The sequence below is a fragment of the Chitinophaga sp. genome (assembly GCF_039596155.1).
Lineage (GTDB): Bacteria > Bacteroidota > Bacteroidia > Chitinophagales > Chitinophagaceae > Chitinophaga.
In genome coordinates this window covers 1-13391 of the sequence record NZ_JBCNKF010000007.1, presented here as the reverse complement: position 1 = coordinate 13391, position 13391 = coordinate 1, and the positions used below count along the sequence as shown (strand labels likewise).

At 44.3% G+C, this 13391-nt stretch carries 11 protein-coding genes; 6 read left to right on the top strand and 5 right to left on the bottom strand.

The window, feature by feature from the left end; all coding sequences use genetic code 11:
- The first annotated feature begins 12 nt into the window (after positions 1-12).
- The 4 genes from ABDW33_RS08635 (at position 13) to ABDW33_RS08620 (ending at position 4189) form a co-directional block, all read left to right on the top strand.
- On the top strand, positions 13-726 hold the full coding sequence (locus tag ABDW33_RS08635; protein ID WP_343689659.1) for a sulfite exporter TauE/SafE family protein: 714 nt from the start codon (positions 13-15) through the stop codon (positions 724-726).
- Positions 727-731: 5 nt separating this feature from the next.
- Positions 732-2090 (top strand): oxygen-independent coproporphyrinogen III oxidase, encoded by a 1359-nt coding sequence (gene hemN, locus ABDW33_RS08630; protein WP_343689658.1) that lies wholly within the window; start codon positions 732-734, stop codon positions 2088-2090.
- A gap of 433 nt (positions 2091-2523) precedes the next feature.
- The gene (locus ABDW33_RS08625) at positions 2524-3468 is read left to right on the top strand and encodes a UDP-3-O-(3-hydroxymyristoyl)glucosamine N-acyltransferase (protein ID WP_343689657.1); all 945 of its coding nucleotides are present in this window, start codon (positions 2524-2526) and stop codon (positions 3466-3468) included.
- Positions 3469-3526: 58 nt separating this feature from the next.
- Positions 3527-4189, top strand: coding sequence for a hypothetical protein (locus tag ABDW33_RS08620; RefSeq protein ID WP_343689656.1), 663 nt, complete (start codon positions 3527-3529; stop codon positions 4187-4189).
- Here ABDW33_RS08620 and ABDW33_RS08615 read toward each other — a convergent pair.
- The 5 genes from ABDW33_RS08615 to ABDW33_RS08595 all read right to left on the bottom strand — a co-directional run bounded on the left by ABDW33_RS08615 (position 4175) and on the right by ABDW33_RS08595 (position 9283).
- Complete coding sequence (locus ABDW33_RS08615) at positions 4175-5167, bottom strand: NAD-dependent epimerase/dehydratase family protein (protein ID WP_343689655.1); 993 nt, start codon at positions 5165-5167, stop codon at positions 4175-4177. The two genes, ABDW33_RS08620 and ABDW33_RS08615, sit on opposite strands and share 15 nt — an antisense overlap.
- Before the next feature lie 19 nt (positions 5168-5186).
- Positions 5187-6047, bottom strand: coding sequence for a 3-hydroxyacyl-CoA dehydrogenase NAD-binding domain-containing protein (locus tag ABDW33_RS08610; protein WP_343689654.1), 861 nt, complete (start codon positions 6045-6047; stop codon positions 5187-5189).
- 103 nt (positions 6048-6150) lie between these two features.
- Positions 6151-7179 (bottom strand): phenylalanine--tRNA ligase subunit alpha, encoded by a 1029-nt coding sequence (gene pheS, locus ABDW33_RS08605; RefSeq protein WP_343689653.1) that lies wholly within the window; start codon positions 7177-7179, stop codon positions 6151-6153.
- A 24-nt stretch (positions 7180-7203) separates the two neighbouring features.
- Positions 7204-7893, bottom strand: a complete 690-nt coding sequence (locus tag ABDW33_RS08600) for a response regulator transcription factor (protein ID WP_343689652.1) — start codon at positions 7891-7893, stop codon at positions 7204-7206.
- Positions 7894-7909: 16 nt separating this feature from the next.
- Positions 7910-9283 (bottom strand): HAMP domain-containing sensor histidine kinase, encoded by a 1374-nt coding sequence (locus ABDW33_RS08595; RefSeq protein WP_343689651.1) that lies wholly within the window; start codon positions 9281-9283, stop codon positions 7910-7912.
- Positions 9284-9522: 239 nt separating this feature from the next.
- Here ABDW33_RS08595 and ABDW33_RS08590 point away from each other — a divergent pair, with 239 nt between their 5' ends.
- Both ABDW33_RS08590 and ABDW33_RS08585 read left to right on the top strand, forming a co-directional pair.
- Complete coding sequence (locus ABDW33_RS08590) at positions 9523-10335, top strand: GLPGLI family protein (RefSeq protein ID WP_343689650.1); 813 nt, start codon at positions 9523-9525, stop codon at positions 10333-10335.
- Between the two features lie 31 nt (positions 10336-10366).
- On the top strand, positions 10367-13261 hold the full coding sequence (locus tag ABDW33_RS08585) for an outer membrane beta-barrel family protein (RefSeq protein ID WP_343689649.1): 2895 nt from the start codon (positions 10367-10369) through the stop codon (positions 13259-13261).
- The last annotated feature ends 130 nt before the right edge of the window (positions 13262-13391 follow it).

Sequence of the window (13391 nt, the reverse complement as noted above, 5' to 3'; positions counted from 1 at the left end):
AAATATCACACTATGTTCCTGACATTTCTTTATGCGCTTTCGCTCGGTTTTATAGGCAGTTTTCACTGCATAGGTATGTGTGGGCCGATAGCGCTTACTTTGCCGGTTCAGCATCTGGAAGGTACGCGCAGGCTGGGAGGCATATTACTGTACAATGCAGGACGTGTGAGTGCTTACACCGGCCTTGGTATCTTTTTCGGATGGCTGGGCAGGCAATTTTATCTGGGTGGCCTGCAGCAATGGCTTTCTATTACGGTAGGAGGATTATTGCTGCTGGTCATTTTTTTTCAGTACGGATGGAAATCATTTCGCCTTCCGGAAATAGGGGGATTTTATACCAGGAGGATTAAATCGATCCTTGGTAATTTACTCCGTCAACGTCGTTTCAGTACACTTTATGCAATCGGTTTTTTCAATGGCTTATTGCCATGTGGTTTGGTCTATTTTGCCATAGCCGGGGCGATAGCTACCGGTGCGACCTGGCAGGGCGCACTCTTCATGACAGCATTTGGCACAGGTACTTTACCCGCGATGGTAGCGGTTAGCTGGTTCACAGAGCTGATCAGTGTTCAATTCCGCACCAGAGTAAGGCGCTTTATTCCCGTTATAGCAGGTATTATGGCCATATTACTCATCATGCGTGGCCTGAACCTGGGCATACCTTATATCAGCCCGGTACTTTCCCCTCAGGAAGAGAGGGTTTCTTTACACTGTATTAAACCTTGATTACAATGACGCTCATTCAGAAATATAATACCGCTGCACCAAGGTATACCAGTTATCCAACCGTTCCCTACTGGGATGAATCAACCTTCGATGCTACCAGCTGGAAACAATCCCTGCAGGAGTCTTTTAAGGCTACTAACTCAACCGAGGGTATCAGCATTTACATACATCTTCCTTATTGTGAAAAGTTATGTACCTACTGTGGGTGCAACAAGTATATAACAGTCAACCACGGGGTGGAAAAGCCCTATATGGACGCTATCTTACGTGAATGGGGCCTATACCTCAAACTGTTTGAAAAACGCCCCCGTATCCGCGAAATTCACCTTGGCGGAGGTACTCCTACCTTCTTCAGTGCCGAAAACCTGGCGGTACTGATCAGCGGCATTTACGAGCATGCTGACCTGATTTCTGATGCATCACTTAGTTTCGAAGGGCATCCTAACAATACAACCGTGGCACATATGCAGACCCTGTATAGTTTAGGGTTCAGACGTATGAGCCTGGGTATCCAGGATTTTGATCCCAGGGTGCAGGATATCATCAACCGTATACAACCTTATGAAACGGTAGAGCGGGTAACCAACGAGGCGAGAGAGATTGGTTATACTTCCATCAACTATGACCTGGTATATGGACTGCCTTTGCAGACCATGGCAAGTGTACAGGATACCATTAATAAGATTATTCAACTGGGGCCGGACAGGATCTCATTTTACAGCTATGCACACGTACCCTGGATCAAGGGAAACGGTCAGCGTAAATATTCTGAGGCAGACCTGCCTAAAGATGAAGAAAAACGGGCACTGTATGAATCAGGCAAAATAATGTTTGCCGAAAACGGGTACACCGAAATAGGTATGGATCACTTTGCCCGTCCACATGACTCCCTGTACCGCTCAGCGCAGGAGGGTACCCTTCACCGCAATTTTATGGGCTATACAGATCATCACACTTCCCTGATGATAGGTTTAGGTGCATCGTCTATCGGTGATAGCTGGTATGCTTATACACAGAATGAGAAAACGATTGACCGCTGGATGGAAAGGGTGAATAAAGATGAGTTCCCGGTGGTAAGAGGACATATTCTGAGCACGGAAGACTTGTTACTGCGCCGCCATATTCAGGCACTGATGTGCAACTTTGAAACGACCTGGAATAAGGCGGATGTGCAGTGTGATGCAATTGTAGAAGGTCTGCAAAGATTGCAGGAACTTGAAAAAGACGGTTTAGTTGCCGTAAGACCCAAGAAAGTTTTTGTAACGGAAAAAGGGCGTCCATTTATCCGTAATATCTGTATGGCATTTGACGCGCGTTTATGGCGCAGGCAACCTCAATCACAGCTGTTCAGTAGTGCTATCTAAATCTTATTAACTTCATTCTTATTGCTTTACGCTGAATGAGTATCCCGGGAATAGAATTTTTTCCAGAAAATGGAATACTCATTCTGTGATAAGCGATCACATTATTTTAAGGAACGATCAGCTGAAACATTGATGAATAAAGGAGTTGAGCAGGCATAAAAAAAGTCTGACCGTTTTTACAATCAGACTTTCTTGTTATGTGAATGGGTTAGTAAGTACAGGGAACAAAAATTCCCTACACAATATTAAAAAGAATTTTATCACAAAAGAAAAAAAAAGCAAACTTTTTTATTCACACCAGTAAAAAAAGTGTGGATAACAACAGTTAAAAAGTGTGGCCGAAAGTTTTTTTCAGGCGATGCTCAAACCATACTTCCGCAAACGATAATATCCCGATTCTCACCTACCTTTGCTGCACTAAACAGCAGAATATATGAAGTTCAATGCTCCGATACCGGTAACCGAAATCGCCGCATACATAGGCGCAGAGCTGGAAGGCAACGATCAGCAAATGGCAACCGGCATTAACGAAATACATAAGGTTACTCCAGGTGATATTTCATTTGTAGACTTTGAAAAGTACTACGATAAGTGTCTGCGTTCCGCAGCAACAATTATTATCATCAATAAAAAAGTTGATTGTCCTCCTGGTAAGACACTACTTGTATTACCTGATCCGTTCAGTGCTTATGTTAAAATTGTGAAAAGGTTCCGTCCTTTTGAGCCAGCGACCAAACCCATCAGCGATACTGCGGTAATTGGGAAGGACACGATCATTCAACCGAATGTATTCATCGGTAATCACGTGACGATTGGAGAGAACTGTATTATCCATCCTAATGTGACTATCTACGATCATACCGTGATTGGCAACAATGTAATCATTCATGCAGGTACTGTAATTGGTGCAGATGCATTTTACTTTAAGAAAAGAGCTGACAGGGAAGTGATGTATGATAAGATGGAGAGCTGTGGCCGCGTGATCATTGAAGATGATGTGGAGATCGGCGCCGGATGTACGATTGACAAAGGTGTAAGTGGTGATACCATTATTGGTCGTGGTACTAAATTCGATAACATGATCCACATCGGTCATGGCACCATTATAGGTCGCAACTGCCTCTTTGCGGCACAGGTAGGAATCGGTGGTAAAGCGCACATTGAAGACAATGTGATCCTGTGGGGTCAGGTGGGTGTATCCAAAGACCTGGTGATCGGTAAGGGAGCTGTGGTGCTGGCACAAAGCGGTGTACCGGGTTCGCTGGAGGGTGGTAAGACCTACTTCGGTACGCCGGCAGATGATGCACGTGCGAAGATGAAGGAAGTAGCCTGGATCAAACGCATTCCAGAGATCTGGGAAAAATTAAAGAATAAATAAACGCTTTCGTAAATAGCTTCTGTCATAGGCAGAAGCTATTTTTTTATACATTTGGAACATGCTTTTCCGAACATTACTCCTGCTGTTTTCAACCCTGACCTGCGTAGCCCAGAAAGGGCTCACAGAAATTCCCGTCACGATAAAAGACGGATGGTTTACCGCCAAAACGATCTCTTTTGATAAGTATACCACCGCTGAGCGTAAAAACGGAATCGATCAACCCGCTTCCCTGTCCTTCATTAAAAACCCCATTGACGCCTTCAATTTCCTCCTCCTATGTGATACCTGCAAAACGGGTAGTAAGGCTCATATTCAGGCCCTTTATACCCCTCGCATCGCTTTTTCAGATCGTTCGTTACCGTCAGTGCTGGAACATGCAGAGAGCGACAATAAATTTACTTATATAGTCATCCAGGCTGGCGATTCTTCGCCAGGTAACTGGGAAATGATCCTTCGGAATATGACTTATCTGGAGCTGAATGAAAACAAGCAGGCAGGCATTCTCCGCTCCTCACTGGGAGAGATCAAAGTAACGGCCAATAACCATTTTGGCATTGTAAACTCTTATGAGAATATCCGGTACGAATTTGTATCCCGGAAGAAGGTGGTGGCAGCCGTCATACCCGGTACTCATCCCCGGGTATGGTTAGACCTGAATAATTTAAAAGAGGAGCAGCGCTGTATTGTTGCTGCGGCCATGGCCGCCTTATTGCTGAGATGAGGATTGCATCTTTTTCAGATAGGCCTTACTCATACGGGCAATGGTATCTTTCAGCGGCGTAAACGTAAAGTCAGGAAAGGCTGTTTTGATCTTTTCGTTGCTATAGTACACTTTCAGTTGTGCGGTATGCGCTGTTTCTTTCGTTAACACCGCCTTTTTGCCGGTGATCTTACTTTTCAATGTTTCTATCCGCCATACTAACTCTGCCTGCCATGGTTTTACCAGCTTATGCGGCGGCTTTTTGCCCAGTTGTATCGCCATTTCTGTAAACAGATCTACATAGCGCCAGTTGTCGGTTGAGATTACGTAGCGCTGCCCGCTGATATTGCTGTCCATCAGGCGGATCATCACCTCTGCCACATCTTCGACATCTGTAAAACCTGTGACCCCTTCTGTATAATAAGGAAATTCTTTCCATGCACTCTTGATGAGCAAGCCGGAGCCGTCCTCCCAGTAATCAGATCCCAGAATAATAGAAGGATTTACGATAGCAGCAGGCAACCCTTCGGCGATACCTCTCCATACTTCCATCTCTGCCTTATACTTACTCACGGCATATTGTGAATTATGATGACTATCCTGCCACTCGTTGTTTTCATCGATCATGTGCCCGGTTTTTGCGCGACCCAAAGCAGCTACAGAACTTACATGCACCAGTTTTTTTACGCCTGCATCCAGCGCCAGGTTCACCACATTTGCAGTACCATCTATGTTCACTTTCATAATCTGTTCACGGGCTTCCGGACGGAATGATACCACACCGGCACAGTGATAGACTTTTTCAATTCCTTCCATGGCTTCTTCCAGAATGCATACATCCAGTACGTCCCCCTTGATCCAGGTAATCTTATCTGCAATGTCTTTGAGCTGTTCAGGTATTTCCTTGCGGTATAATGCCCTTACAGGTATGCCTGTTTTTACCAGTTTTCGTAATAAATGACTGCCTAAAAATCCGGTTCCTCCTGTTACTAATATCATGTAATCTTGTTCCGTTTGTCTAAAGATAATTATAAAACCCTTTTCCGGTCTTCTTTCCTAAGTCACCGGCCTGCACGCAGGCGATCTGTAATGGATTTGGCGTGAAACGGGGAGCCTTTGCAAATGCTTCATACAAGGATTGCGTTACGGCCAGATTTACATCGTTGCCGATCAGGTCCATCAGGGTAAAAGGCCCCATTCTGAAACCTGCACTTTCCAGCAGGCGATCTATCGTTTTGTATGGAGCAATTCCTTCTACAGCCACCTGCATTGCTTCCAAATAGTAATGCCGGGCCACTCTGTTCACAATAAAGCCAGGCGTATCCCTGACCTGTACTGGTGTCTTCCACATCTTTACCGCCAATGCCTGTAATAGTTGTGATACCCTATCCGCTGTTTTTTCGCCACTCACAATTTCTACCAGTTTCATAACCGGAGCAGGATTGAAAAAGTGCATACCTGCTACCCGTTCAGGATAGGGAACCGCCGCTGCAATGGATGATATGGAAAGGGAAGAGGTATTGGAAGCGAAGATTGTATACTCATTGTTCACAGCCGCTAAGTCCCGGAATAACGCTGTTTTAATGTCGAGCTTTTCTACAATAGCTTCTATGATCACATCTGCCTTTACATCGCTGGTATATGCTGTAAAATGCAGGCGTTCCATGATCTGATTCACCATTCCCTCCTTCAGTTTCCCTTTTTGCTCCAGGGCGGATAACTGACTAGCGATCTGTTGCCTGGCTTTCTCCAGCATTGCTGGTTGTACGTCGAACAATACTGTGCTGAAACCGCTTACTGCGGCTACCTGTGCTATGCCAGCGCCCATTGTGCCTGCTCCGCATACAGCAATTGTTTGCATTTGTTCCAGGTCGATCATTGCTATCATTTGGGGTTAAAAAGAAAAACAGGAGAAAAGGCGTATGGATGATTCAATTGCGCGCTTTTCTCCTGTCTGTAAATATATTTAAATATACTCGTTGCTAAACTGTCCCTTCAAATTGTTCCAGGAATCGTACATCATTTTCTGAGAACAACCGCAGATCCTTGATCTGGTATTTCAGCATGGTAATACGTTCTATACCCATACCAAATGCAAACCCTGTGTATTTTTCAGGATCGATTCCACAGTTTTCCAGCACTTTAGGATGTACCATACCACAGCCCAGGATTTCTACCCATCCGGTATGTTTACATACGTTACAACCTTTACCGCCACAGATAAAGCAGGAAATATCCATTTCTGCACTTGGCTCAGTGAAAGGGAAGTAGGAAGGGCGGAAACGGATACGGGTATCTTCACCAAACAGCTCTTTCACGAAGTGATAAAGGGTTTGTTTCAGATCGGCAAAAGAAACGTTTTCGTCTATATACAACCCTTCTACCTGGTGGAAGAAGCAGTGTGCACGGGCTGAAATAGTTTCATTGCGGTATACGCGACCGGGGCAGATGATACGGATAGGCAGCTGACCCTTCTCCATTGCTCTAACCTGTACGGAAGAGGTATGGGTACGCAGCAACCAATCCGGGGCCTTGCTGATGTAAAAAGTATCCTGCATATCCCTGGCCGGATGGTTTTCCGGCAAGTTCAGTGCGGTAAAGTTATGCCAGTCATCTTCTATTTCAGGCCCTTCTGCGATAGCAAAACCCAGGCGCTCAAATATGCTGATGATGTTATTTCTTACAATGCTGATAGGATGACGGGTGCCCAGGCGATGAGGTTCCGCAGGCAGGGTAAAATCCGCATCAGTAAAGGCGGCACCGGCACCATCTTTCAGGTGTTCAAACTGCGCATAGCGCTCTTCAGCGACTTGTTTAAACCCGTTGAGCAGTAACCCGAATTCTCTTTTCTGCTCTTTGGGCACGTTCGCCATTTCTCCGGATATAGCTTTTACAATCCCTTTTGTGCCAAGGAATTTGATACGGAATGCTTCCAGGTCGGCAGCTGTGGCCGGTTCAAATGCCTGGATTTCCTGTTTGTAGGCAGCTATTTGCTGTTCTATGTGATCCATAAGACAGCAAAGATAATGATATACTCAGAAAATTAATTTATAACCCACTCCCCGGATATTGACAATTTGTACCCTTGGGTCATCTTTCAGGTAGCGACGCAATTTGGTGATAAAAACGTCCATGCTGCGGGCATTAAAAAAGCTGTCATCCCCCCACAGATCCAGCAGCACGCTTTTTCTTTCTATCACCTGGTTCAGGTTTTCTGACAAGCGCCGCAGTATTTCGGCTTCCCGATGGGAAAGGAAGGCCGTTTCATGGTCGCGGGTCAGGGTCTGCTTGGTATAATTAAACTGGTACTGGCCAATCTGGATGACGTCAGTACCGGATGTTTCCTGTGCCGCCGGCTGGTCATTGAATCGCTGCAGCAGCGCTTTGATCCTTACAATCAGTTCATCCATACTGAATGGCTTTTTCAGGTAGTCATTGCCTCCCAGTTCAAATCCTTTTACCACATCTGCCGTCTGAGACTTAGCCGTAAGGAAAATGATCGGGGTTAATTTGTCCTGTTTCCTGATCTCTGTAGTCACAGTAAACCCATCCATGTTTGGCATCATAATATCCAGCACCACCACATCCGGTTTATGCTGCTGGTAGAGTTCCAGCCCTTCCTTTCCATCTGAAGCATAGAGCATTTCAAAACCACGCATCTCCAGACTATCCTTCACAATTTGTCCCAGTTGCCATTCATCTTCTATCAATAATATTTTAGCCATAGAAACAGATTTAATCTCAAACAGGTATCTGTATTATAAATTCACTGCCTTTATCCGGCTCACTATGTACTGTGATACGGCCACCATGCAGTTCTACGATCTTTTTTACATAACTGAGTCCCAGTCCGAAACCTTTCACATTATGCAGATTGCCGGTGGGTACCCGAAAGAAAGTATCAAAGATACTTTCCTGGTATGTTTTAGGAATACCGATCCCATTGTCTTTCACCCGAACGATCAAGTTACCGTTTTCTATGGAACTGCGGATATGTACTACAGGTAATTCTCCTGAGTACTTGATGGCATTGTCCACCAGGTTGCTGATGGCATTTGACAGGTGTGTACGGTCCACATCCACCAACCGGTCACCAATCAGGTTATCATACCTGAATTGCACTGGTCTGTGGGTTTTGAGCTGATGGTTGGTAATGATCGTATCCATGATCTCGTTCATGTCAGTATCTTCCCTGTACAGCTCTATTTCTTCTCTTTCTTCTGATGCGATGTGCAATACCTTTTCAACCAGATCGGACAACCGTTGCAATTCCTGTTTGGAGATGTCCAGGTAGGTTTGCGTTTTACGCTGGTCATTCAGTGCATTGAAATTCTGCATGGCTTCTACGGCTGCATATACAGTTGCGATAGGTGTCTTCAGCTCATGCGTCATATTGTTGATGAAATCATTCTTTACCTCTGAAAGTTTCTTCTGTTTCAGGATGGTGCGCAACATGTAGATAAAGCAGATCGTGGTAAGCACCAGCAGCATAAAAGAGCCTACAAGAGTCCAGGTCATTTTGGCCAGGATGTAAGACATCGGAGACTCAAATACTGCCTGCACAAACAAATTGCTGGCCGGATTGAATGGAATTTTACTGGTCTTCTGAGGGCTGCGTCTGCGCAGACTGTCACGGAAACTATCCCTTGCAAAACCATCGAAGCTGATATGAAAAGTATCCAGGCGGAAGTCTGTTTTTATCTGGCGATTGTGTAGTTCCGAGCTAAAAATGGAATCCAGCTTTATGAGTTTGACACTATCACTTGTGATATTGTTCAATAAGAGGAAGTCGGAAATTTGCCGCGCCAGTGTATCAGCATAGATTCTGTTAGGATTCTGATGAGAAGCCGGATGATGACTGGCATCGTTAAATACATGTCTTTCACCATCTTCCGGCCCAGGTGGCGGTGGTAGCTCACCGGGGCCCCTCAGGCTATCGCCGTGCTCTCTGCCATAGCGCCTGAAATAACGGCGTACATCGGCAAACTGTTTGTTATAAACGGCCGTACGCAATGATTCGTTGATATCTTTACTGAACTGATCCAACTGTACATGATAGGAGTTATATAACCAGTACCCCTGGAACATGTAGATGCCTAAAATGCATATACACATGAGTATCAGAATGTTTCGGATCCGCTGGCGCATTATCTCAATGAATTTATCATGCAAAGCTATTTGATTATAAGGTTATCACGGCTATCCTATTAACAGTAATTAACAGTAAATAAGGAACCTTAACCATAGCGCCCATATTATGTTCTTTTCTTAACAGTAATTAACAATAAATAAAGCTATTTAACCTGAAAATGTGTGCTGAATATTGACTTTTGTGAGAGCAAAAAAACAAACACATGAACCATTTATCAAAAACCCTCTTAGGTGCCGCCCTGATTGCCTTCACAGGCTTTACGGCACAGGCACAGGATAAGAACAGCGGCGTGATAGACTATGAAGTGAGTCAAAAAATGCCTCCCAGAGGCGGTGATGGAAGCGATGAAGAAGGGCAGGTAATCACTATAAACCAACATTTCTTTTTCTCAGCTGGCCATGGTAAGCTGGAGACAGAACGTCCCGACTTTGGCGGAAGGGATCGCCAGGGACCTCCTCCGGGTAGTGGTGGCGAACAAGGTCCTCCTCCGGGCGGTGCTCCTCCTCAAGGAAATAGTGGCCCTGGTCAGGGTGGAGGACGTGGCCGTTTCCGTGGTGGCTTTGGTATGATGGGTGGCGGATTCGTAGACCTGCAGTCTCACAAATATCTCCAAACATTTACCAAACCTGATGACTCTACCAAAACCTTCTTTGCAGAAGAAGATTACCGTCCGGCAAAAGATGTAAAACCCGGAGATAAGACGAAAAAAATTGCTGGCTATAATTGTAAAAAAGCAGCTGTAACTGTACGGGATGAAACTTATACTGTATGGTATACCACGGAACTGCCTTTCAGCTACAGTCCGGTAAATGGCCTGTTACCAGAACCCAATGGGGTAGTACTGGCGGCAGAAAGCAGTAATCGTTCCTTTACAGCAAAAAAAGTAGAATTTAAACCAGTACCTGCTGAGAAAGTTAACCTGCCCGGTAATGCGGAGAAAGTGAGTGAAGAAGACCTGCGCAACATGCGTCGGGAGGCTATGCAGAAATTCCGTGACAGACAAAACAGGAATTAAACAGACATCTACATTAACTCACATCCTCCTCATGAAAAGGATCTCCTTTATGACTTTATGCCTGATCCTGATTGCGCTTGTTTCCAGCGCGCAATCAGGCCAGGTTAAAGGCCAACTGACTGACTCATCCGCTTCACATCCGCTGGCTGACGCCACTGTTGCTTTGCTGAATGGCAAAGATTCTTCTCTTGCAGCGACTGCATTTACCGACAAAAAAGGAGGATTCAGCTTTACAGGTCTCTCTGCGGGCGGATACCGGGTATACATCACTTACCTTGGTTACAAGCCTATCTTCAAAAGCATTACTGTATCTGCTGCACAACCTGTAGTAGATATGGGTACCATTCACCTGCAGGGCAAAGGTATCACCCTCGGGGAAGTAGAGATTATACAGGAAGTACCCCCTGTAGTAGTAAAAAAAGATACCCTCGAATTTAATGCGGATGCCTTCAAGACACGTGAAAATGCAGTGGTGGAAGATCTGCTCAAGAAACTGCCCGGTGTTACTGTGGATAAAGATGGAACAGTTACCGCACAAGGCGAAACTGTAAAACGAATATTGGTAGATGGTAAACCATTCTTTGGCGATGATCCAAAACTTGCCACCAAAAACCTGCCTGCTGAGGTGATTGATAAAATTCAGGTGATAGACCGTAAATCAGATCAGGCGCAATTTACTGGTATAGATGATGGAAACACGGAAAAAGCCATCAATATTACCATCAAAAAAGACAAGAAAAAAGGTGTATTCGGAAAGGCTTCTGCCGGCTACGGTACAGACGATCGCTTTGCAGTCAATGCAAATGCAAATGCCTTCCGCGATAACAGGCAGCTCTCTTTCCTGGGTAGTGGAAACAATGTCAATAACATGGGCTTTACTATGCAGGATGTATTCAACTTCTCCAGCAGCAACAATGGCAGCGGAGGTAGCAACGGCCGAAGTGGTGGCGGAGGAAGAGGAGCTGCACAATCGACCATCAGCAACCTGGGAGGTAACAACAGCACTGGTATCACTACCAACTGGAATGCGGGTTTCAACTATAACCAGGACTTTGGATCGAAATTAAAAGTAAACGGAAGTTACTTCATCAACGACGTAAAAACTGAAACCAAAAATCAAAACGCCAGGCAAACCTTTACAAAAGATAGTACCTACTATTACAACTCTACAACCGGTTCTCTTACAGAAAATAAGAATAACCGTCTGAATATGCGGATCGAGTACCAGATTGACTCCTTCCACTCCGTGATCCTAACACCAACCTTCACCTACACGGATGGTAGCACTAACTCTACCAGTTATTATCAGCAGCAGGATAACAACAAGGTGACATCTATCGATGGTTCTAATATGAATCGTAGCGGTGCTTCATCTCCAAACTTTGCAGGCTCCGCATTGTATCGTCAGAAATTCCATAAAGCGGGTCGTACGCTAAGTGCTAACCTTACGTATGGATATAATACTACTGACCGGCAGAACTATTATAACACGCTGGACAATTATGTGGCAACAGATACTTCAAGTGCCTATAGCAGCGGATATAACAGGAAGACGAATGCGAATAACCTGGGTAGAAATTATCAGGCTGCACTCACATACACCGAGCCATTGATGAAGGACAGATATCTGGAACTGAATTATACATACAGCAATAATTACAGTTCATCAACGAATCTAACCTACGATGCGAATGCTTCGGGTAAATATGATATATTGAATGATAGTCTGAGTAACATCTTTGAAAATACATTTTCTACTAACCAGGCAGGCATCAACATACGCACAAACAAGTTCAAGTATGACTATACCTTCGGCATGAATGTGAAATGGAACAGTCTTGTAAATGATAATGTAAGTAGAAACACACACATCACGCAAAACACAGTTAACTATTTTCCTTCTGCAAGCTTCAACTATAACTTTGAGCAAGGCAGAAGGTTCCGTTTCCGATACAATGGTAGTACAACACAGCCTACCATTTCTCAGTTACAACCACTGCCTGACCTGTCTTCTTCTTTATATGTACAACAGGGTAATCCTAACCTGAAGCCTACATTTACACATACGCTGATGGCGGGTTACAATGCGTTTAACAGAAGTTCATTCCGAGGTATTTTTGTCAACGCAAATGCGACGTTTGCAAACAATCAGATTGTAAATGCAAACCGCACCGATGACTCTACCGGTAAGCAATACACTAAACCGATTAATACAAATGGTGTGTATTCATTAAGTGGAAGTATGGTGAATTCTATTCCTATCAAAAATCATATAACATCGCTGAACGTAAGTACGAATGTCTCTTATAAAAGAGATGCAAGTTTTACCGGAGAAGACAAAGATTTCAGGGATATTACGAAGTACTACACCAGAAACTTTAGTCTGACAGAGGGTGTTACATTCAACTACTTCTACAAAGAATTATTTGATGTATCTACATCCGGTAGCGTGCAATATGCAGCCGCACGATATGACATTCTGCCAAGCAATAACACGAACTATTTCAACTATTCTTTTTCTCTTGATTTCAATATCAATCTTCCTGCAGGTTTTCAACTAGGCAGTGATATGACGTATACGTTGAATGCTGGTCGTGCTGCGGGTTACAATGTAAACTACACTTTACTGAACGGATATGTATCTAAGTTTGTGGGAAAGAAAAAACAGGGACAATTTAAATTCTATGCTTACGACCTGCTGAAACAAAATGTGAGTATCAGCCGTACTACGGGAGAGAATTATATTCAGGATACGCAGAACATGGTATTACAACGCTACTTCATGGTCAGCTTTACATATTTCCTGCGTAAGTTTGGTTCAAATAATAATAACAACCGCGAAGGTCCGCCACGTGAAATGCGCTTTATGCGCCCTCCGGGTGGCGGAATGCCGGGAGGTCCTCCTCCTGGCGGTGCGTCAATGTAAAATAGAAGAGGGTGTCTCATAAATAAATGAGGCACCCTCTTTTATTTGTATAAAAAAATGTATTGTTAATCAATATTTTATTAACTCTTCCTATATTTAAATATGGCAAGAGGTAAAACTTTATCCGTAG

Excerpts from the sequence above, each read along its gene's own strand:
- ABDW33_RS08635 (WP_343689659.1), top strand. The coding sequence starts at position 13 with ATGTTCCTGACATTTCTTTATGCGCTTTCGCTCGGTTTTATAGGCAGT.
- hemN (WP_343689658.1), top strand. The coding sequence starts at position 732 with ATGACGCTCATTCAGAAATATAATACCGCTGCACCAAGGTATACCAGT.
- ABDW33_RS08625 (WP_343689657.1), top strand. The coding sequence starts at position 2,524 with ATGAAGTTCAATGCTCCGATACCGGTAACCGAAATCGCCGCATACATA.
- ABDW33_RS08620 (WP_343689656.1), top strand. The coding sequence starts at position 3,527 with ATGCTTTTCCGAACATTACTCCTGCTGTTTTCAACCCTGACCTGCGTA.
- ABDW33_RS08615 (WP_343689655.1), bottom strand. The coding sequence starts at position 5,167 with ATGATATTAGTAACAGGAGGAACCGGATTTTTAGGCAGTCATTTATTA.
- ABDW33_RS08610 (WP_343689654.1), bottom strand. The coding sequence starts at position 6,047 with ATGATCGACCTGGAACAAATGCAAACAATTGCTGTATGCGGAGCAGGC.
- pheS (WP_343689653.1), bottom strand. The coding sequence starts at position 7,179 with ATGGATCACATAGAACAGCAAATAGCTGCCTACAAACAGGAAATCCAG.
- ABDW33_RS08600 (WP_343689652.1), bottom strand. The coding sequence starts at position 7,893 with ATGGCTAAAATATTATTGATAGAAGATGAATGGCAACTGGGACAAATT.
- ABDW33_RS08595 (WP_343689651.1), bottom strand. The coding sequence starts at position 9,283 with ATGTGTATATGCATTTTAGGCATCTACATGTTCCAGGGGTACTGGTTA.
- ABDW33_RS08590 (WP_343689650.1), top strand. The coding sequence starts at position 9,523 with ATGAACCATTTATCAAAAACCCTCTTAGGTGCCGCCCTGATTGCCTTC.
- ABDW33_RS08585 (WP_343689649.1), top strand. The coding sequence starts at position 10,367 with ATGAAAAGGATCTCCTTTATGACTTTATGCCTGATCCTGATTGCGCTT.